Origin of the sequence: Baekduia sp. (assembly GCF_035318805.1) — a bacterium.
Classification (GTDB): Bacteria; Actinomycetota; Thermoleophilia; order Solirubrobacterales; family Solirubrobacteraceae; genus Baekduia.
In genome coordinates, this window is sequence record NZ_DATHDY010000080.1 from 43,418 (window position 1) to 64,125 (window position 20,708).

A 20,708-nucleotide genomic window follows, 5' to 3' on the forward strand; every position below is an offset into this window, starting at 1 on the left:
CCGCACTTTCCATGTCCAACGACGTCCTCACGGCAGCGATCGACGCGCTGGCCTCCCGCCGCGACCTCAGCCAGCAGCAGGCCGGGGACGTGCTCGCCGAGATCATGGCCGGCAACGCGAGCGAGCCCGAGATCGCCGGCTTCCTCATCGCCTTGCGCACGAAGGGGGAGAGCGTCGACGAGATCGCCGGGCTCGCCGCCACCATGCGCTCGCTCGCCGTCAGCGTGCCGGCGCGCCGCCACGACCTCCTGGACACGGCGGGCACGGGCGGCGGACGGCGGACGTTCAACGTCTCGACGACCGCTGCGCTGGTCGCCGCGGGAGCGGGCTGCGCCGTCGCCAAGCACGGCAACCGCTCGGCGACCGGCCTGTCGGGCTCGGCCGACGTGCTCGAGGCGCTCGGCGCGCGCATCGACCTGGCGCCCGCCGCGGTCGGCCGCTGCATCGACGAGATCGGCTTCGGCTTCATGTTCGCGCCCGCCCATCACGCGGCCACGCGCTGGGTCATCCCGGTGCGCAAGGAGCTGGCCGTGCGCACGATCTTCAACTTCCTCGGCCCGCTGACCAACCCGGCCGGGGCGCGCCGGCAGCTCATCGGCGTCTCGGACGTCACCTACCTCGACGCGCTCGCCGGCGCCCTGGCCCGCCTGGGCTGCGACCGGGCGCTGGTAGTGTCCTCAGCAGATGGCCTGGACGAGATGAGCACGTCCGCACCGACGCACGTCGTGGAGGTCAACGGCGAGGAGCTGACCCGCTACGACGTCGCGGTGGCCGACGTGGGGCTGCCCGAGGCGTCCCCGGACGCGATCGGCGGCGGCGACCCGGCCGCCAACGCGGCGACCACGGTGGCGATCTTCGAAGGACGGGCAGGCCCCGACGCGGACCTCGTGCTGCTCAACGCGGGCGCGGCCATCTACGCTGCGGGTGCCGTGGACGATCTGCGGGCCGGCGTGGAGCTGGCACGGGAGACCATCGCCTCGGGCGCAGCGGCCCGCACGCTCGAGGAGTACGTCCGCATCAGCGGGGAACTGGCACCGAAGGCAGCATGACCAACGTCCTGGAACGCATCGTCGACGTCACACGTGACGAGGTCCGCCGCCGCCGGCGGGAGATCCCGCTGGCGCAGCTCGAGGCGCGGCTGCAGCCACACCGGGAGGGGCGGCCGTTCTCCGAGGCGCTCGTGCGCCCCGGCGTGTCGATCATCGCCGAGCACAAGCGGCGCTCGCCGTCTGCGGGCGAGATCCGCGCGGGCGCGACGGTCACCGAGATCGCCCAGGCCTACGAGCGCGGCGGCGCCGCCGCGCTGTCGGTGCTGACCGAGGGCCCGCACTTCGGCGGCACGCTCGCCGACCTGGAGGAGGCGCGCGGGGCGACCGCGCTGCCGATCCTGCGCAAGGACTTCATGGTCGACGCCTACCAGGTCTACGAGTCGGCGGTGGCCGGCGCGGACGCGATCCTGCTGATCGTCGCGGCGCTGGAGCCCGACGACCTGGCCGCGCTGCACCACGAGGCGCTGGCGCTGGACCTCGACGTGCTCGTGGAGGTCCACGACGAGGCCGAGCTGAGCGCGGCGCTCGAGATCGTCGATGCGGACGTCATCGGCATCAACAACCGCAATCTCACCGACTTCTCCGTGGACGTCGAGCGCACCTACGAGTTGCTGAGCGACGTGCCGGCCGGCAAGACCGTGGTGTCGGAGTCGGGCTTCCACACGCGCGCGCAGATCGAGGAGCTCGAGCGGGTCGGCGTCGACGCCGTCCTCATCGGCGAGACGCTGATGCGCGCGCCCGAGCCCGAGACCGCTCTGCGCGATCTCGCCGGGCACGGCGGACACGCCGCCGAAGACGCGCTCTGATGCGCCGTCCGTCCAGCGTCGCCCGGCGGCTTTAGCAAGATTTAGAACCACTTCAGCATTGCTTCAGCGATGCTGAGGAGCCTGAGCCCCGTATGAGCCAGCCGCCCGCCCCCAACTCGAAGTCCATCGTCGTGCCGCTCGTCGTCGCCGCCCTGCTGGGCGGAGGGGTCGCCGCCGGGGTGACGACCTTCGTCGCCGGCGGCGACAAGCACACGACGACGGTGATCCGCCAGCCGGCCATCGCGTCGGCCGGCGCCAACGCCACCAGCCGCTCCAACGTCGACGAGGGCCTGACCGCCGCCGACATCTACCAGCGCTACGCGCCGGGCGTCGTGTTCGTCCGCTCGGAGATCACGCAGCAGACCGACAACCCGTTCGATCCGTTCGGCGGGACGCAGAAGAGCGAGGCCACCGGCTCGGGCTTCGTCATCGACAACAGCGGCGACATCCTCACCAACAACCATGTCATCGACGGCGCGACCGACGGCTCGGTCACCGTCCAGTTCGCCGACAAGAAGACGGTGACCGCCAAGGTCGTCGGCAAGGACCCCTCGACCGATCTCGCGCTGCTGAAGGTCGATCCCGAGGGCCTGGATCTCAAGGCGCTGCCGCTCGGGTCGTCCAGGGACGTGCACGTCGGCGACCCGACGATCGCCATCGGCAACCCGTTCGGCCTGGATCGCACGCTGACCACTGGCGTCGTCAGCGCCCTGCAGCGCCAGATCCAGGCGCCCAACGGCTTCGCGATCAAGGACGTCATCCAGACCGACGCCGCGATCAACCCCGGCAACTCGGGTGGCCCGCTGATCGACGCCGCCGGCCGCGTCATCGGCATCAACTCGCAGATCGAGACCGGCGGCAACGGCTCGCAGGGCAACGTCGGCATCGGCTTCGCGGTGCCGATCGACACCGCCAAGCAGATCCTCGACAGCCTCAAGAACGGCAAGACCGTCCAGCGGGCCTACCTCGGCGTGACGTCGCTGACCATCGACGGCCAGCTCGACGCGCTCGACCTCCCGGTGAACCACGGCGCGCTCGTCCAAAGCGTCGAGCAGGGCAGCCCGGCCGAGCAGGCGGGCCTCCAGGCCGGCAACCTGCAGGCCCAGCTCCAGGGCCAGAGCTCCAGCGACACCGTCGTGCTCGGCGGCGACATCATCACCAAGGTCGACGGCAAGGACATCACGTCCAGCGACCAGCTCGCCCAGCTCGTCGCGGGCCACAAGCCGGGCGACAAGGTCAAGATGCAGATCATTCGCAAGAAGGCCACCAAGACGGTGACCGTCACGCTGGGCAAGCGCCCGGCGACGCTGCAGACCGGGTAGTCGCGGAACGCTCGCCCAGAGGGCGAGGTTCCGGGCGCGAGGCTCGCCCAGGGGCTCGCTCGCGCGGTCGCGCACTCCTTCAACCTAAGATGGACGTGTGGCCTATCGCGTTCCCCGCATCAAGTTCTGCGGCATCACCAGCCTGTCCGACGCCGAGCTGGCCGTCGAGAACGACGCCTGGGCGATCGGCCTGATCCTGTGGCCCGAGTCGCAGCGCGCCGCCGACCCGGCCGAGGGCGCGCGCATCGCGCGGCAGCTGCGCCGCCAGGTCGAGATCGCCGGCGTGTTCGTCAACCAGTCGCTCGACGAGGTCGAGCGCCTGGCCGACACGATCGGCCTCAGCCTCATCCAGCTGCACGGCGACGAGGGTCCGGCCTACGCCAACGAGGTCGCGCGTCGCACCGGCGCCAAGGTCGTCAAGGCGCAGTCGGTGCGCCTGGCGTCCGACGTCGTGGCGATCCAGGCGTTCCGCACCGACTTCCATCTCCTCGACACGCATCGCGACGGCCTGCGCGGCGGCACGGGGGAGACGTTCGACTGGGACATGGTCAGCCGCCGCTACTCGAAGGTGCCGCTGATCCTCAGCGGCGGCCTCACGCCCGAGAACGTGGTGCAGGCCATCGAGAAGGTCCATCCGTTCGCGGTCGACGTCGCCAGCGGCGTCGAGGCCTCGCCGGGCGTCAAGGACCCTGACAAGGTCGCGGCCTTCGCCGCGGCCGTGCGCTCGACGGCCGCCGAGGGCGAGGAGCCGCCGCCCGCCGCCCGGCGTCCCTCCGAGGCCGCCGCCGCGCCGCCCGCGCCGCCCGCCGGCCGCGGCAGCCCCGTCCGGCCGCCGGCGCGCAGCGAGGCGCCGACCGCATGACCACGTCGCTTCGCGATCGAGAAGGGAACCGCAGGTGACGACGTCGCTTCGCGATGGAGAAGGGAACCGCACATGACCACGTCGCTTCGCGATCGAGACGGGAACCGCAGGTGACGACGTCGCTTCGCGATGGAGAAGGGAACCGCACGTGACCACCGGCCTGGAGATCCGCTTCGGGCCCTACGGCGGCCAGTACGTCCCCGAGACGCTGATGCCGGCGCTGGGCGACCTGCAGCGCGTCTGGCTCGACGCCTGGTCGGATCCCGCGTTCCGCGCCGAGCTCGAGCACCTGCAGCGCACCTACGTCGGTCGCCCGTCGCCGCTGTACCTCGCGGCGCGCCTCTCCGAGGTCGCCGGCCGCTCGATCTACCTCAAGCGCGAGGACCTCAACCACACCGGCGCGCACAAGATCAACAACGCGCTCGGCCAGGCGCTGCTCGCCAAGCGCATGGGCAAGCCGCGCGTCGTCGCCGAGACTGGCGCCGGCTCGCACGGCACCGCGACCGCGACCGCCTGCGCGCTGCTCGACCTCGAGTGCGTGGTCTACATGGGCGAGATCGACATCGAGCGCCAGAAGCCCAACGTGGAGCGGATGCAGCTGCTCGGCGCGTCCGTGGTCCCCGTGGCGGCGGGCTCGCGCACCCTCAAGGAGGCGACCTCGGAGGCGATCCGCGACTGGGTCACCAACGTCGACACCACGCACTACGTGCTCGGCACGGTCGCCGGGCCGGCGCCCTACCCGGCGATGGTGCGCGAGCTGCAGCGGATCATCGGCGACGAGGCGCGCTCCCAGCTGCTGGAGGTCGAGGGCCGGCTGCCCGACCGCGTGCTGGCGTGCGTCGGCGGCGGCTCCAACGCCATGGGCATCTTCGCGGCCTTCATCCCCGACGAGCGCGTCGAGCTGGTGGGCGTCGAGGCCGGGGGCGAGGGGCTCGACGGCCGCCACGGAGCGCCGCTGACCGCCGGTGGCCGGCCCGGGATCCTGCACGGATCGCTCAGCGCGATCCTCCAGGACGACGAGGGCCAGGTGCTCGAGGCCCACTCGATCTCGGCCGGCCTGGACTACCCCGGCGTCGGCCCCGAGCACGCGCATCTGCGCGACACCGGGCGCGCCAGGTACGTCGCGGTCACCGACGACCAGGCGGTCGAGGCCTTCAAGGAGGTCACGCGCCTGGAGGGCATCATCCCGGCGCTGGAGACCAGCCACGCGCTGTACTACGCGCTGCACGAGCCCTCCGAGTCCGAGCTCGACGTCCTGTGCCTCAGCGGGCGCGGCGACAAGGACCTCGCGCAGGTCCTCGCGCGCCCGGCCTAGGGCTCCGGACCCGACCGCGTAGGCTTCGCCGCCGATCATGGACGGACCCCAGCGCATCGCCGACGCCTTCGCCAACGCCAAGGGGCGCGCGGCGCTCATGCCCTACCTCATGGGCGGCTTCCCGACGATGGAGGAGTCGCTGCGGATCGGCGAGGCCTACGTCGACGGCGGCGCCGACGTCCTCGAGCTCGGCGTGCCGTTCTCCGACCCGCTGGCCGACGGCCCCGTCATCCACGCGGCCGGGACCGAGGCGCTGCGCGCCGGCGCCACCGTCGCGGGCGTCCTGGAGCTCTGCGCCGCGCTGTCGCAGCGCGTGCCGATCGTCGTGATGCTCTACGCCAACCTCGTCTTCGCCCGCGGCCCCGAGGGCTTCGCCGCGGCGCTGGCGGAGGCGGGCGCCAGCGGCCTGATCGTCCCCGACCTGCCGATGGAGGAGTCGGGCGCGCTGCTGAGCGCGTGCGACGCCGCGGGCATCGCGCTCGTCCCGCTGGTCGCGCCCACGACGCCCGACGAGCGGCTCGCCGCGATCGGCGCCCGCGCCCGCGGCTTCGTCTACACCGTCTCGGTCGTCGGCACGACCGGCGAGCGCGCGGCGCTCTCCGACCAGTTCGGCGCGGTCATCGAGCGCACCAAGGCCCACACCGACGTGCCCGTCGCGCTCGGGTTCGGCATCGCCTCGCCGGAGCAGGCGGCGCAGGCCGCCGACGCCGGCGCCGACGGCGTGATCGTCGGCAGCCGGCTCGTGCGCGCGGCCGCGGAATCCGACGATCCGGCGGCGGCGGTCGGCGAGCTGGTCTCCGGGTTCTCCGCCGCGCTCGCGCGCTAGGATCCCGCTTCTCATGTCACTCGCCTACGCAATCGTCGCCGCGCTCGCCCTCTGGATCGTCGGCTGGGCGCTCGGCGCGAAGGCCCTCGACTCCTTCCTGGTCGCCGGACTGATCATGGTCGTCGCCGTGACGATCTCCATGCTGGGCCGCTTCTCGCCCGGCAAGCGCCAGCGCTAGGGGTGCCGTAGGCGGCCAGCGAGGCCGAGGCCCACGACGGCCAGCCGTCGCCGCCGGAGGTGGGTCCCCAGTCGCGATAGCGACACGGTCTCCTGCCGCTCCTCACGCATCCTTCGCGGGAGCGTAACCGGGGGTACGAATCGCCCCTGAGGGCGCGGTTCGGCACGCCTTTACGGTGGTCAAGCCACATTTCCATCTTGTGGTGTGGAGGGGTGACCATTGCGCTGCGTCCATGACCCTGTTTAGACTCGCGCTCTCTCCGGAATCGATCCCTTGAGGAGGGGACACGTTGCGCGTACGTCATGTGGCAGCTTCGGGCTGCTTGTTGGCCGCGCTGTCGTTCGGAGTCGCTGCCTGTGGCAGCGACAACAAGAGCGACAGCAGCGGCGGGAGCTCCGGTAGCGGGGATACCGGCTCCACCCAGTTGACCATCTATTCGAGCCTCCCGCTTCAGGGTGACTCGCGGCCGCAGTCCGTCTCGGTGAACAACGGCGAGCAACTCGCCCTCGAGAAGGCCGGCGGCAAGGTGGGCAAGTTCACGATCAACTACAAGAAGATGGACGACGCCACGGCGGCGGCCGGCAAGTGGGACCCGGGCGCCACGTCGGGCGATGCCCGCAAGGCGGCTCAGGACAAGTCCACGATCGCCTACCTGGGTGAGTTCAACTCAGGCGCCTCGGCGATCTCGATCCCGATCCTCAACGAGGCCGGGATCCTGCAGGTCTCTCCGTCGAACACGGCCGTCGGCCTGACGCGCTCCAAGGGCGCCGACAAGGGCGAGCCGGACAAGTACTACCCGTCCGGCAAGCGGACCTACGGGCGCGTCGTGCCCGCCGACCACATCCAGGCGGCGGCGCAGGTCACGTACCAGAAGGACAACGGCTGCACGAAGCTGTACATCCTGAACGACAAGGAGGTCTACGGCAAGGGTCTGGCCGATCAGGTCGTCCCGCTCGCGAAGGCCGCCGGCCTGACCGTGCTGGGCAACGACGGCATCGACCCCAAGGCCGCGAACTACCGCGCGCTGGCCGGCACCATCAAGTCGAAGGGTGCTGACTGCATCTTCTTCGGCGGCATCACGCAGAACAACGCGGTGCAGCTGTGGAAGGACCTCAACGCGTCGCTGCCGTCGGCCAAGCTGTTCGGCCCCGACGGCGTCGCGGAGTCGGCGTTCAGCGAGAAGATCGGAGCGAAGGCGGAGAAGGCGACGTTCATCACCAACCCGACCCTCGATCCGAAGCTCTACCCGCAGTCGGGCCAGGACTTCTTCAAGGAGTACAAGGCCAAGTACGGCGCCGATCCGGAGCCGTACGCGATCTACGGGTACGAGGCCATGAGCATCGCGCTCCAGGCCATCAAGGACGCCGGTGACAAGGGCAACGACCGCCAGGCGGTCATCGACGCGTTCTACAAGATCAAGAACCGCGAGTCGGTCCTCGGTACCTACTCGATCGACGAGAACGGCGACACGACGCTCTCGGATTACGGTGGAAACCGGATCGAAGGCGGCAAGCTCACCTTCGACAAGGTGATCAAGGCAGCCACGAGCTAGGCCATGCGGCACCGCCGGCCGGGGCGCTGAGTCCCGGCCGGCACCGCCGCATCGTGCCCCTGCGACCCCCACACCATGGAAGCCGCATCCATCACAGAGACCGCCTCCGCGCCGCCTCCGGCGCGCAAGGTCGGCGACGTGCTCAACGCCTACGCGCTGCCGCTGCTCCTGTTCGGAGCGTTGCTGGCGCAGTTCATCTACGACCCCACCGGCACCCTCGAGAACGTCAAGACGGGCCTGTCGAACGGCATGGTGTGGGCGCTGATCGCGCTCGGCTACACGCTGGTCTACGGCATCGTCGAGCTCATCAACTTCGCCCACGGCGAGGTCTTCATGATCGGCGCGTTCGTCTCGCTGTCGCTCTGGCAGACCTTCGGCGTGACCGAGCAGACGGGCCTCGCGCTGATCGTCGTCTCGATCGTCGCGTTCCTCTTCCTCTCGATGACGGCCAGCGCCACCCTGAACGTGCTGATCGAGCGCGCGGCCTACCGGCCGCTGCGCAACGCGCCCAAGCTGGCGCCGCTGATCACCGCGATCGGGATGAGCTTCATCCTGCAGAACGTCGGCCTCCTCTGGCGCCCGACGCCCGACCAGGTGCCGGACCTCATCGGGTCGCACTCGGTCTACTTCACGATCTTCGACGTCGACGTGCTGCACTCCGACGTCTTCGCGGTCGTCATCACCGTGCCGCTGCTGATCGGCCTGCTCTGGTTCGTCGGGTCGACCAAGTACGGCAAGGCGATGCGCGCCACCGCACAGGACCCCGACGCCGCGCGCCTGATGGGCATCGACGTCGACCGCACCATCAGCCTGACCTTCCTGCTCGGCGGCCTGATGGCCGGCGCCGCCGGCCTGATCTACGCGCTGTACAACCTGACGGTCCGCTTCAACATGGGCTTCACCGCGGGGCTGATCGCCTTCACGGCGGCGGTCATGGGCGGCATCGGCAACCTCAAGGGCGCCGTCGTCGGCGGCCTGATCATCGGCGTCATCCAGGCGGTGTCGGACGGGGGCGACTTCCTCGGCCTGCCGCTCGGCGAGGCCTGGACCCCGGCCGTCGTGTTCGGGATCCTGATCCTGGTGATGGTGTTCCGACCGCAGGGACTCTTCGGCGAGGAGACGCGAGAGGGATGAGCGCAGCACTGGCATCTCTACGCAGTGGCCGTGACGCGATCACCGGCCTGGTACCGGGCTGGCTGTTCGCCGCCGTCCTGCTGGCCGCCGCGGTCGTGTTCCCGTACCTGGTCGGCTCCGGCTCGTTCCTGGACGCCTCGACGCAGACCCTGGCCTACGTGATCATGGCCCTGGGCCTGAACATCGTCGTCGGCTTCGCCGGCCTGCTCGACCTCGGCTACGTGGCGTTCTACGCCATCGGCGCGTTCGTCATCGGGTGGTTCGGATCGCAGCAGTTCCCCGACGTCAACGGGGGCAAGGGCATCCACATCCTCGCCAGCGACCGCGCGACGTTCCAGCCCAAGCTGAGCGGCGGCAAGCTCGACATCGCCGGCATCCACATCAACTTCTTCATCGTGATCTTCATCGCGATGGCGATCACCGCGATGTGGGGCGTGCTGCTCGGCGCCCCGACGCTGCGGCTGCGCGGCGACTACCTGGCGATCGTGACGCTCGCGTTCGGCGAGATCGTCCCGCGCGTGTTCGAGAACAGCACCAGCGGCCTGTTCGGGATCGGCTCGACCGACTTCTCGCACGGCCGCCAGGGCATCACGCCGATCGACAAGATCAACCTGCCCTGGTCGCACGACCTGCTCTATTCGGACGCGAACCTCAAACCCGCGTACTGGGTGGCCCTCGGCATGGTGCTGTTCACGATCTTCGTGAACCGGCGGCTGCGCGACTCGCGCCTGGGCCGGGCCTGGATCGCCGTCCGCGAGGACGAGGTCGCGGCCGCGTCCATGGGCATCAACCTCGTGCGGACGAAGCTGTGGGCCTATGCGATCGGCGCCGCGTTCGGCGGCTTCGCCGGTGTGTTCCTGGGCACCTACAACAACACCGTCAACGTCGACCAGTTCGAGTTCGGCTTCTCGGTGTTCATCCTCGCGATGGTGATCGTCGGAGGCATGGGCAACATCTGGGGCGTGATCGTCGGCGCGGTCGCGCTGTCGATGATGAACCGGTACGGGCTGCCGCAGCTCAACAACCTGTCCGAGCCGCTGGGCTTCGACGTGACCGCGATCTCGTTCGGGATCTTCGGATTCTTCCTGCTGATCATGATGGTGCTGAGGCCCGAGGGCCTGATCCCGTCCGGGCGGCGGAGACTCGAGTTCCACGAGGCGGAGATCGAGGGCGCCGAAGACACCGGCGCCGTCGGCGACATGTCCCAGATGTACGAGGTGCGCCGGTGAGCGACCAGCAGCAGTCCGGCGGCACCGCCGCCATCGCCTCCTCGCCGCCCGTCGGCGAGACGCTGATGGACGTCACGGGCGTCTCGAAGGTGTTCGGTGGCCTCGTGGCGGTCAACGACGTGAACTTCGTCGTGCCGCACAAGGCCATCGTGTCGCTCATCGGTCCCAACGGCGCCGGGAAGACGACGTTCTTCAACTGCCTGACCGGGCTCTACCGCCCGACGACGGGCCGGGTGAACTTCGACGGCTCCGACATCACCGCCAAGCGGCCCGACCTCGTCACGCAGGCCGGCATCGCCCGCACGTTCCAGAACATCAAGCTGTTCCGCACCATGACGGCCACCGAGAACGTCCAGGTCGGGATGCACCCGCGCCTGCGCTCGCGCGTGACCGGGATGATCCTGCGCACCCCGTTCGTGCGCAAGGAGGAGAAGGCCGCGCGCGAGCGGGCACGGGAGATCCTCAAGTTCGTCGGGCTCAAGCGCATGGACGAGCTGGCGATGAACCTGCCCTACGGCGATCAGCGCCGGCTCGAGATCGCCCGCGCGCTGGCGTCCGATCCCAAGCTCCTGCTCCTCGACGAGCCGACGGCGGGCATGAACCCGCAGGAGTCCGAGGAGCTCCGGACGCTCATGGAGCGCCTGCGGACCGAGCAGGACATCTCGATCCTGCTCATCGAGCACGACATGAAGGTCGTCATGAACGTCTCGGACCACATCACCGTCCTCGACCACGGCGAGAAGATCGCCGAGGGCACCCCGCAGCAGGTTCGCCAGAACCCGCGGGTCATCGAGGCCTACCTCGGGAGCCAGGCCTGATGAACACGACTCCTGAGGTGCCCGTGGCCGAGCCCGCCGGGGAGGGCGGCGGCAGGACGCCGGTCCTCCACGTCGAGGACATCCACACGTACTACGGTGCGATCGAGGCGCTCAAGGGCATCACGCTCGAGGTGTTCGAGGGCGAGATCGTCACGCTCATCGGCTCCAACGGCGCCGGCAAGACCACCACGCTGCGCTCGATCTCCGGGATCGTGCCGCCGCGCGAGGGCAGCATCTACTACCAGGGCCGCGACATCACGGGCATCGCCGGGCACACGGTCGCCGGCATGGGCATCGCCCACTCGCCGGAGGGCCGGCGGATCTTCCCGCGCATGACGGTGCTCGAGAACCTCGAGATGGGCGCCTTCACCCGCAAGGACGGCGCCGCCATCAAGACCGACATCGACCGCGTCTACGACATGTTCCCGCGGCTGAAGGAGCGCGAGAAGCAGAAGGCCGGCACGATGTCGGGCGGCGAGCAGCAGATGCTCGCGATGGGGCGGGCGCTCATGGCGCAGCCCCAGCTGCTGCTCCTCGACGAGCCGTCGCTGGGCCTCGCCCCGGTGATCGTGGACAAGATCTACGAGATCATCCGGGAGATCAACGAGCAGGGCGTCACGATCCTGCTCGTGGAGCAGAACGCGAACTACGCGCTCGACGTCTCCACCCGCGGCTACGTCCTGGAGACCGGGACCGTCGCACTCACCGACAAGTCGGCCGCGCTGCGCAACGACGAGCGCGTCAAGGCCGCATACCTGGGCACCTGACATGACCGCATCGCTCTTCATCACCGCCGCGCTCGGGTCCAAGGCCTTCTGGCTGCTCTACCTCTGGCTCGGGTCCGCCTGGGCCGCGAGCGCACTGTCGAACCGCAAGGGCTACGGCGAGAAGGTCGGGCTCGGCAGCGGCCTGCTCCTCAGCGTCATCGGCGTGATCATCTGGCTGATCGTCCCGGCGAAGGCCACCTCGATCGCCTCCCAGCGCAAGGCGCGCGAGGAGCAGTCGGCGGGTCCGACGGCCTGAGGGCCTGCGGGGCTGCGGGGCCCGGCCGCGGGCCCTGACTGCGGGCGTCGAGGGACGACTCAACCGCGCTATGCGCGGTTCAGTCGTCCCTCGACGCCCGCCCCTACCGCAGCGTGTCCGCCAGCGCCTCGGCGAGGTCGGGGTGCTGGAAGGCGTAGCCGCCGGCGAGCGCTCGCTCGGGCACGGCGCGCTGGCCTTCGGTGACGATGTCGGCCATGTCGCCATAGCGCAGGCGCAGGGCGAAGGCGGGCACGGGGGCGATCGCCGGGCGGTGCAGCGCGTGGCCCAGCGCCCGGCTGAACTCCTTGTTGGTGACCGGCTCGGGCGCGCTGCCGTTGTAGGCGCCCGACCAGCTCGGGTCGTCCAGCGCCGTCAGGTATAGGCCGACGAGGTCGTCGACGTGGATCCACGGCAGGTACTGGCGTCCACCGGCGACCGGGCCTCCGACGCCCATCCTGAACGGCGGCAGCATGGTCTTCAGCGCGCCGCCGGACGCGTCGAGCACCACGCCGGTGCGGATCGTCACGGTCCGGACGCCCAGCTCGGAGGCGCGCTGCGCCTCGCGCTCCCACACCACGCAGACCCCGGCCAGGAAGTCGTCGCCGGCCGGCATGGACTCGGGCACCGGCTCGTCGCCGTGCCTGCCGTAGTAGCCGACGGCCGAGCTGGAGACCAGCACCGCGGGCCCGCCGGCGCCCACCGCGCGCAGGCCCTCGACGAGGTTGCGTGTCCCCGTCTCGCGGCTGTCGCGGATCGCCTGCTTGACCTCGGCGTTCCAGCGCTGGGCGACGGGCTCGCCGGCGAGGTGCACGACGGCGTCGCGACCGGCCAGCGCCGCGGCCGGCGCCGGGCCGGCCAGCGGGTCCCAGGCCACCGCGTCGACGCCGAGCGCCGCGCCGGCCTTGTCCGGTGAGCGCGACAGGACGGTGACGGCGTCGCCGCGGTCGCGCAGCGCGCGCACGAGCTTGGTGCCGATCAGGCCGGTGGCGCCGGTGAGCGTGACGTTCATCGTCACAAGCTACGGCTCCTGCGCGCCGGCGGATCAGCGGCGCGCGACGCGGCGCGGCGCGACGCGGCGCGACGGCCGCCGCCTAGCTACGCAGCTGCTCGATGTCCAACGCGGCAGAAGCTGGGCTTCGCCTCTAGCTACGCAGCTGCTCGATGTCCAACGCGGCGAAGCCGATCGTGTCGCCGGCGCGGTCGTCGCCGGCGGCGCGCGCCTCGGCGGCCACTGCGGCGGCCACGGCGGGCGCCACGTCGCGGTTGAAGACCGAGGGGATGATGTAGTCCTCGCGCAGCTCGGACTCCGGGACGATGTCGGCGATCGCCTTCGCGGCGGCCATCTTCATCGGCTCGGTGATCTGCGGCGCGCGGACGTCCAGCGCGCCGCGGAAGATCCCCGGGAACGCCAGCACGTTGTTGATCTGGTTGGGGTAGTCCGACCGGCCGGTCGCCACGATGCGCGCGTAGGGCGCGGCCTCCTCGGGCGACACCTCGGGCGTCGGGTTGGCCATCGCGAAGACCATCGCGTCGCGGTTCATCCGCGCGAGCGCGTCGGCGGGGAAGACCTTCGCGCCCGACAGGCCGATGAGCAGGTCCATGCCGTCGATGACGCTGGCGGGCGTGCCGCCCAGGCGGTCGGGGTTGGACGCCTCGGCGTACCAGCGCTTGACCGGCGGCATCGTGCCGTCCTGGTAGTCGGCGCGGTCGGTCGAGACCACGCCGCGGGAGTCGGCGCCGATGACGTGGCGGACGCCGGCCTCCATGAGGATCTTGGTCACCGCCACGCCGGCGGCGCCCAGGCCGATGACGAGCACGCGCAGGTCGGCGAGGTCCTTGCCGGTGAGCTTGCAGGCGTTCATCAGCGCGGCGAGCGTGACGATCGCGGTGCCGTGCTGGTCGTCGTGGAAGACCGGGATGTCGAGCTCGGCCTTGAGCCGGTCCTCGATCTCGAAGCAGCGCGGGGCGCTGATGTCCTCGAGGTTGATCCCGCCGAAGGTCGGGGCGATCTGGCGCACCGCGGCGACGATCTCGTCCGGGTCCTTGGTGTCCAGGCAGATCGGGAACGCGTCGACGTTGGCGAACTCCTTGAAGAGCATGGCCTTGCCCTCCATCACCGGCATCGCCGCGCGCGGGCCGATGTCGCCGAGGCCCAGGACGGCCGTGCCGTCGGAGACGACCGCGACCATGTTGCGCTTGATCGTGTACTGGAACGCCTTGTCGGGATCGTCGGCGATGGCCTGGCAGACGCGGGCGACTCCCGGCGTGTAGGCCATCGAGAGATCGGCGCGCGTCTTCAGCGGCGACTTGTTGTGGATCTCGATCTTGCCGCCGACGTGCAGCAGGAACGTGCGGTCGGTCTTGTCGATGACCTTGACGCCGTCCAGGCCGTTCAGCGCGGCGACGATCTGGTCCCAGTGCTCGGAGTCGGTGGCGTCGACCGTGATGTCGCGCAGCAGCACGTGCTCCTTGACCTCGACGAGGTCGATGGAGCCGATGCTCGCCTCGGCCTGCCCGATCGCGCTGGCCACCAGGCCGAGCATGCCGGGGCGATCGGCGATCTCGACCCGAATGGTCAGGCTGTACTGGGCAGACGGTGAGGGCGACATCGCGAAGGATCATATGGACGCGCGGGCCACCCGGCGCTCCGCCGGACCGGCGGTTGCGACGCCACCGCGGTGGGCGGCCCCGCTAGGGTCCAGGCGATGTCGGAGAACGGGTCTGCGAGCAACCACGACGAGCTGTACCTCATCGACGGAAGCTCGCTCGCCTACCGCGCGTTCTTCGCGCTGCCGGAGTCGATCGCCACGTCGACGGGCGTCCCGACCAACGCCATCTTCGGGTTCGCCTCCATGTTGGTCAAGCTTCTGACCGAGCACGGCCAGAAGCCGACGATCGTCGTGTGGGACGCCGGGCACTCCGGGCGCAAGGAGGTCTCGGCCGACTACAAGTCCACGCGCCAGTCACGCCCCGACCTGCTGCGGGAGCAGTGGCCGCACCTCGCCCCGCTGGTCGAGGCCTTCGGGTACCGCAACGTCGCGGTGCAGGGCTACGAGGCCGACGACGTCATCGCGTCGATCGCCGAGAAGGCGCGTGACCAAGGCGTGCCCGTCGTCGTCGTCACCGGCGATCGCGACATCTTCCAGCTCATCGATCCCGACTCCCGGGTGCGCGTGATGGCCACCGGGCGCGGGATCACCGACACCAAGCTGTACGACCACCAGGCCGTCATCGACCGCTATGGCATCCCGCCGGCGGCGATCCCGGACTTCTACGGCCTCAAGGGCGACACGTCCGACAACATCCCGGGGATCCCCGGGATCGGCGACAAGACCGCCGCCGACCTGCTGCAGCGCTTCGGCGACCTGGAGACCGTGCTGGCCTCGGTGGACGAGATCTCCGGCGCCAAGCGCAAGGAGAACCTGGTCAACCACGCCGACGACGCGCGGATGTCCAAGCAGCTGGCGACGATCATGCGCGACGTGCCGGTCGACATCGATCCCGCGCACGAGGCCGCTCGCGCCCCCGACCGGTCGCGGCTGCGCGAGGTCTTCCGCCAGTTCGAGCTGCGGGCGCCGCTCGCCCGGCTCGAGGACGCGCTGGCCGCCGACGACGACAACGGGGTGGGTGGGTGGGGCACGGTGTCATTGCCCGCCGAGCTCGCGACCGTGCGCGTGCGGGTCCGGGAGGGCGCCGTCTCCGACGTGCGCGCGCTCGGCCCGGCCGGCTCGGAGATCACGATCGCGCTCGAGGCGCCGCTGGTCCCCGAGGGCCAGCTCCTGGCCGAGGAGCCGGTCTGGCGCTTCGGCGCCGTCGTGGGGGAGGAGGGCGTCGTCGGGACCGTCGACGACCCGGCCGAGCTGGTGGCCGCCCTCGGCGACCGGCCGGTCATCGCCCACGACGCCAAGGCCTGGGGGACCGTCCCGCCCAACCTCACGCACGACACGCTGCTGGCCGCCTACCTCCTGGAGCCCGCCCGCCGCGGGTTCCCGTTCGCCGAGATCTGCGAGGAGCGCGGGCTGAAGGCCGACGCCGCCGAGCCGCTGGCGGCCGACGCCGCACTCGGCCAGGCGCTGGCCGCGTGGCAGCGCGAGCAGCTCGACGAGCGCGGGCTGACGTCGCTGCTCGACAACGTCGAGCTGCCGCTGGTCGCGGTGCTGCGGGCCATGGAGCTGGCCGGCGTGCGGCTCAACCAGGAGCGCCTGGCGGTCATCCGCGGCCGCGTCCAGGACGAGATCGCCACGCTGGAGCGCGAGATCTGGACGCTGGCCGAGGAGGAGTTCACGATCGGCTCGCCCCAGCAGCTCGGCGCGATCCTGTTCGACAAGCTCGGCCTGTCGCGCAAGCGCCGCGGCAAGACCGGGTTCTCGACCGACGCGCGCGTGCTCCAGGCCATCCGCGACGAGCACGAGATCATCCCCAGGATCGAGCGCTGGCGTGAGCTCAACCAGCTCATGAAGACCTACCTCGACGTGCTGCCGCAGCTGGCCGACGCCGAGTCGCGGATCCACACCACGTTCGTGCAGGCCGTGGCCACGACGGGCCGGCTGTCGTCCACGAACCCCAACCTGCAGAACGTGCCGGTGCGCACCGAGCTCGGCCGCGAGATCCGCGGATGCTTCGAGGCGGCGCCCGGCAATGTGCTCATCAGCGCCGACTACTCCCAGGTCGAGCTGCGCGTCATGGCGTTCATCGCGCGGGAGCCCGTCCTGGAGGAGATCTTCGTCCGGGGCGAGGACGTGCACACCGCGACCGCGTCGCAGGTCTTCGCCAAGCCGGCGGGGGAGCTGACGCCGATGGACCGCTCCAAGGCCAAGATGATCAACTACGGGATCGTGTACGGGTTGAGCGACTACGGCCTGGCCGACCGCCTCAACATCGCGCGCGAGGAGGCCAAGGCCTTCATCGACGCCTACCTGGAGCGCTTCTCGAAGGTCGCCGAGTTCATGGCCTCGACGATCGAGCAGGCCAAGGAGCAGGGCTTCGTGACGACGCTCTTCGGCCGCCGCCGCCAGATCCCCGAGCTGCGGGCCCGCAACTACCAGGTGCGCACGCTGGGCGAGCGCCTGGCGGTCAACACGGTCATCCAGGGCACCGCGGCCGACGTCATGAAGCTCGCGATGATCGGCGTGCACCGGGCGCTGGAGGAGGAGGGCCTGGCGACGAGGATGATCCTCACGATCCACGACGAGCTCCTGCTCGAGGGACCGCCCGAGGAGGTCGCGGCGGTCACCGCGATCCTCGAGCGCGAGATGCTCGCGCCGTGGGGCGACCGGATCCCGCCGCTGGCGATCGACGTCGGCTCCGGCAGCACCTGGATGGACGCCAAGTAGCGGGAGCGCTTGAGGCCGGGTCCCGGCCTCGTTACGATTCGCACGAGCATCGTCGACCCGCACCCAGGAGGTCCGTCCATGGCTGTCCTGCACACCCCGCATCCGCTGCGCAACCACCCGGCCGCGACGCGAACCGCCGTCGACATGTTCTGGGCGCTGGCCCTCGGGGTGATCGCCGCGTACGCGTTCTTCGCGGCCCTCGGCGCGTTCTCCCCGGGCGACGTGCTCGGCGTGACGATCGCCGTCGCGATCCTGGTCGGGCTCTTCGTCCTGCGCGGCCTGCTGGCCCGCCACTCGGCCCGCGTGGACCGCGACCCGCGCCTGGTGCACGCCCGCGAGCGCCGCGGGTTCTAGGCCGCCAGCGGCGCGTCGTCGGCCGGCTCGCTCCAGGGCTCGACCGCCCAGGGCCGGGCGCCGTCGAGGGCGAACGAGGGCGGGGCGATGTTGAGGTAGTGCGTGAACAACCAGCGGACGAAGCGCGGGCGGCTCATGAGGTCCAGCGTCGTGTCCATCGCCGGGTACTTGTTGATCCCGCTGACGATCGACTGCACGCGCCACAGCCAGTCGAAGGCGTAGCGGTGGTCCTCGCTGAACGAGTGGTAGCGGGCGAGCGCCTGGGCGCGCGTCTGCCTGCCGTCGATGACGTGGCGCAGCTCGCGGCCGCACGCCAGGCCGAAGTAGAACGCCGTGCGGATGCCCTCGGCGGTCGTCGGCAGGCAGTGGCCCGCGCTGTCGCCGGCGAAGAAGACGCCGTCGCCGGTGGCGGGGCGGATGCGGTGCGGGATCCAGTTGCCCTGGTAGCCGAGCGTCTCGATCCCGATGTCCTGCGCGAGCCGGACGGTCGGCTCCTTGACCTTGAGGTGCGGGTCGAAGGACCCGACGCCGACGCGGACCTCGTCGCCCGCGGGGAACGCCCACGAGTAGCCGGGCACGATGTACTTCGGATCGAGCCACAGCTCGAGGTCCTCACCGGTGGCCGGCGGGTGGACCTCCAGGCCGCGCGACAGGCGTGCCGCGGGCGGCTGGATCGCGTCGGGCTTCTCGCTGAGCACGCGGCGCCAGCCCAGCGCGTCGACGACGAGCGGCGCGCGCAGGTCGCCGCGGTCGGTGTGCACCGTGTGGACCGGCCCGCGCGTGATGCCGTCGACCTTGGCCGTGTCGAAGGTGAAGTCGCCCTGCCGGGCCAGCAGCTCGCACAGCAGCGGGTAGTCGAACGTCGAGAACGTCCACGGCAGCGTCCAGCGATACGTCTTGCCGGGGCGGTGGATGACGAGGTCGCGGAACGTCTGGCGGATCGACGCCGCGAGGCCCATGTTGACCAGCCACTCGGTCGGCGCGGCACAGGCGGAGGTCTGCCGCTCGCCGATCTCGTAGCGGTCCACGACGAGCACCCGGAGCGGGCGGGCGCCGGCTCCGCGCAGCTCGCGGGCCACGGAGAGCCCCGCGAAGGACGCCCCGCAGACCACCACGTCGTAGTCGCCGCCCAGCGGGGTACGCTCGGAGCCTCTCTTCGTCGCGCGAACCGGCATGCGATCCCGATCGTAGCCGTGGTCAGCGAATGAGGCCCGCCCGCCCCTCGCCCGCCTGCCAAGTGCGCATTCGCGCTACCCTTCGCGGTCGCATATGACCCAGACCATTTCACCGACTCCCGAGGCGAAGATCGTCGAAGGCAGCGATGGCTTGCTGCTCGAGATCGACGGTCAGATCGTCCCGAATTACGACGCCACCTTCTCGCCCTTCGAGGAGGGCGACGTCGTCAGTGGCCGCGTCGTTCGCATCGACAACGACGAAGTCCTAGTCGACATCGGCTACAAGTCCGAGGGCGTCATCCCCTCGAACGAGCTCTCGATCCGCAAGAACGTGGATCCGCATGACGAGGTGGAGCTCGGCGAGGAAGTCGACGCCCTCGTCCTCACCAAGGAGGATCAGGACGGCCGCCTGATCGTCTCCAAGAAGCGCGCGCGCTTCGAGAAGGCCTGGCGCAACATCGAGGCCGCCGCCGAGTCGGGTCAGCCCGTCACCGGCACGGTCATCGAAGTCGTCAAGGGCGGCCTGATCGTGGACCTCGGCGTCCGCGGCTTCCTGCCCGCATCGCTGGTCGACATTCGCCGGGTGCCCAACCTCGACGAGTACATGGGCCAGCCGATCGAGTGCAAAGTTATAGAGCTTAATCGGTCGCGAAACAATGTGGTCCTGTCGCGACGGGCCGTGCTGGAAGAGGAGCGCAAGGAGCAGCGTCAGGAGATCCTGGATCGCCTGCAGCCGGGCCTTGTCGTCGAGGGCGTCATCTCGAACATCGTCGACTTCGGCGCGTTCGTGGATCTGAACGGCATCGACGGTCTGATCCACATCTCCGAGCTCTCGTGGTCGCACGTCAACCACCCGAGCGAGATCCTGAACATCGGCGACACCGTCCAGGTCAAGGTCCTGGACATCGACCGCGACCGCCAGCGCATCTCCCTGGGGCTCAAGCAGACCCAGGAGGATCCGTGGCAGCGGGTCGTCGACACCTACAACGTGGGCGACGAGCTCGAGGGCACCGTCACGAAGGTCGTCACGTTCGGCGCGTTCGTCGAGATCCTCGACGGCGTCGAGGGCCTCGTGCACATCTCCGAGCTGGCCGCCCATCACGTGGAGAACCCGCGCGAGGTCGTCCAGCCGGGCGACGTCGTCCGCGTCAAGATCCTCGAGATCGACTCCGAGCGCCGCCGGCTCTCGCTGTCCATCAAGCGCGTGGAGGGCCAGGTCCTCCCGAGCGAGGTGCGGGCCCGCGAGGCCGGTCTGCCGCTGCCCGGCGAGGGGGCCCCGGCCGGTGCCGGTGACCTCGACGACGTGCCGGAGCTCGGCCTGAGCGAGGACGTGTTCGCCGGTGAGGGCGCCGAGGGCGAGGTCGCCGTCGACGACGCCGACGCTGCGGCCGAGGAGACGGCACTGCCCGTCGAGGCCGCCGCCGACGCCGAGGTCGAGGCTCCCGCCGAGCCCGAGGCCGTCGCCGAGGCTCCCGCCGCCGACGTCGAGGCTCCGGCCGCCGACGTCGCCGAGGAGGCCCCGGCCGCCGAGGAGGCTCCGGTCGCCGAGGAGGCTCCGGTCGCCGAGGAGGCCCCGGCCGCCGAGGAGGCCCCGGTCGCCGAGGCCGACGCCACGCCGAGCGCCGACGAGGTCGAGGCCGAGGCTGAGGCCGCTCCGGATCCGGACCCGGCCCCCGAGGCCGAGGCTCCGCCCGCGGGCGACGCCGAGCCCAAGGCCTGAGGGCCTGCGGCC

The 20,708-nt window shown here is 70.7% G+C and carries 19 protein-coding genes; 16 read left to right on the forward strand and 3 right to left on the reverse strand.

Going from position 1 to position 20,708, the window contains the following annotated elements; all coding sequences use genetic code 11:
• Positions 1-11 precede the first annotated feature (11 nt).
• The 13 genes from trpD to VK501_RS18205 all read left to right on the forward strand — a co-directional run bounded on the left by trpD (position 12) and on the right by VK501_RS18205 (position 12,114).
• Entirely contained in the window at positions 12-1,049 is a 1,038-nt protein-coding gene (gene trpD, locus VK501_RS18145; RefSeq protein WP_324339819.1) for an anthranilate phosphoribosyltransferase, read from the forward strand.
• Positions 1,046-1,855 carry an indole-3-glycerol phosphate synthase TrpC gene (gene trpC, locus VK501_RS18150; RefSeq protein ID WP_324339821.1) on the forward strand — a complete coding sequence of 270 codons (810 nt, stop codon included), beginning with the start codon at positions 1,046-1,048 and terminating at the stop codon, positions 1,853-1,855. Before trpD ends, trpC begins: the two co-directional genes overlap by 4 nt.
• Positions 1,856-1,947: 92 nt before the next feature.
• Positions 1,948-3,177, forward strand: coding sequence for a S1C family serine protease (locus VK501_RS18155; protein ID WP_324339823.1), 1,230 nt, complete (start codon positions 1,948-1,950; stop codon positions 3,175-3,177).
• Between the two features lie 97 nt (positions 3,178-3,274).
• The gene (locus VK501_RS18160; RefSeq protein ID WP_324339825.1) at positions 3,275-4,039 is read left to right on the forward strand and encodes a phosphoribosylanthranilate isomerase; all 765 of its coding nucleotides are present in this window, start codon (positions 3,275-3,277) and stop codon (positions 4,037-4,039) included.
• A gap of 148 nt (positions 4,040-4,187) precedes the next feature.
• A complete protein-coding gene (gene trpB, locus VK501_RS18165; RefSeq protein WP_324339827.1) occupies positions 4,188-5,354 on the forward strand; it encodes a tryptophan synthase subunit beta in 1,167 nt (388 codons plus the stop codon).
• Between the two features lie 37 nt (positions 5,355-5,391).
• The gene (gene trpA, locus VK501_RS18170) at positions 5,392-6,180 is read left to right on the forward strand and encodes a tryptophan synthase subunit alpha (RefSeq protein WP_324339829.1); all 789 of its coding nucleotides are present in this window, start codon (positions 5,392-5,394) and stop codon (positions 6,178-6,180) included.
• Between the two features lie 13 nt (positions 6,181-6,193).
• Entirely contained in the window at positions 6,194-6,358 is a 165-nt protein-coding gene (locus VK501_RS18175; RefSeq protein ID WP_324339831.1) for a hypothetical protein, read from the forward strand.
• 424 nt (positions 6,359-6,782) lie between these two features.
• Positions 6,783-7,910, forward strand: a complete 1,128-nt coding sequence (locus VK501_RS18180) for a branched-chain amino acid ABC transporter substrate-binding protein (protein WP_324339833.1) — start codon at positions 6,783-6,785, stop codon at positions 7,908-7,910.
• A 75-nt stretch (positions 7,911-7,985) separates the two neighbouring features.
• A complete protein-coding gene (locus VK501_RS18185; RefSeq protein WP_324339834.1) occupies positions 7,986-9,044 on the forward strand; it encodes a branched-chain amino acid ABC transporter permease in 1,059 nt (352 codons plus the stop codon).
• Positions 9,041-10,273, forward strand: coding sequence for a branched-chain amino acid ABC transporter permease (locus VK501_RS18190; RefSeq protein WP_324339835.1), 1,233 nt, complete (start codon positions 9,041-9,043; stop codon positions 10,271-10,273). The genes VK501_RS18185 and VK501_RS18190 overlap by 4 nt, the downstream gene beginning before the upstream one ends.
• 65 nt (positions 10,274-10,338) lie before the next feature.
• On the forward strand, positions 10,339-11,091 hold the full coding sequence (locus VK501_RS18195; RefSeq protein WP_349261032.1) for an ABC transporter ATP-binding protein: 753 nt from the start codon (positions 10,339-10,341) through the stop codon (positions 11,089-11,091).
• Positions 11,091-11,858 (forward strand): ABC transporter ATP-binding protein, encoded by a 768-nt coding sequence (locus VK501_RS18200; protein WP_324339838.1) that lies wholly within the window; start codon positions 11,091-11,093, stop codon positions 11,856-11,858. The genes VK501_RS18195 and VK501_RS18200 overlap by 1 nt, the downstream gene beginning before the upstream one ends.
• 1 nt (position 11,859) lies before the next feature.
• Positions 11,860-12,114, forward strand: coding sequence for a hypothetical protein (locus VK501_RS18205; protein WP_324339840.1), 255 nt, complete (start codon positions 11,860-11,862; stop codon positions 12,112-12,114).
• A 103-nt stretch (positions 12,115-12,217) separates the two neighbouring features.
• On the opposite strand, the gene VK501_RS18210 is transcribed toward VK501_RS18205, so the two are convergent.
• Both VK501_RS18210 and VK501_RS18215 read right to left on the reverse strand, forming a co-directional pair.
• Positions 12,218-13,123 (reverse strand): TIGR01777 family oxidoreductase, encoded by a 906-nt coding sequence (locus VK501_RS18210; protein WP_324339841.1) that lies wholly within the window; start codon positions 13,121-13,123, stop codon positions 12,218-12,220.
• 133 nt (positions 13,124-13,256) lie between these two features.
• Positions 13,257-14,723: an NAD-dependent malic enzyme gene (locus VK501_RS18215; protein ID WP_324339843.1), complete on the reverse strand. Its 1,467-nt coding sequence runs from the start codon at positions 14,721-14,723 to the stop codon at positions 13,257-13,259.
• A gap of 96 nt (positions 14,724-14,819) precedes the next feature.
• Between VK501_RS18215 and VK501_RS18220 the strand changes: the two genes are divergently transcribed.
• Together VK501_RS18220 and VK501_RS18225 are read left to right on the forward strand one after the other, a co-directional pair.
• Positions 14,820-17,447 (forward strand): DNA polymerase I, encoded by a 2,628-nt coding sequence (locus VK501_RS18220; RefSeq protein WP_324339844.1) that lies wholly within the window; start codon positions 14,820-14,822, stop codon positions 17,445-17,447.
• 78 nt (positions 17,448-17,525) lie between these two features.
• Complete coding sequence (locus tag VK501_RS18225; RefSeq protein WP_324339846.1) at positions 17,526-17,801, forward strand: hypothetical protein; 276 nt, start codon at positions 17,526-17,528, stop codon at positions 17,799-17,801.
• Here VK501_RS18225 and VK501_RS18230 read toward each other — a convergent pair.
• On the reverse strand, positions 17,798-18,976 hold the full coding sequence (locus tag VK501_RS18230; protein WP_324339848.1) for an NAD(P)/FAD-dependent oxidoreductase: 1,179 nt from the start codon (positions 18,974-18,976) through the stop codon (positions 17,798-17,800). The genes VK501_RS18225 and VK501_RS18230 overlap by 4 nt on opposite strands.
• 94 nt (positions 18,977-19,070) lie before the next feature.
• On the opposite strand from VK501_RS18230, the gene rpsA reads away from it, so the two are divergent.
• A complete protein-coding gene (gene rpsA / locus VK501_RS18235) occupies positions 19,071-20,696 on the forward strand; it encodes a 30S ribosomal protein S1 (protein ID WP_324339849.1) in 1,626 nt (541 codons plus the stop codon).
• The last annotated feature ends 12 nt before the right edge of the window (positions 20,697-20,708 follow it).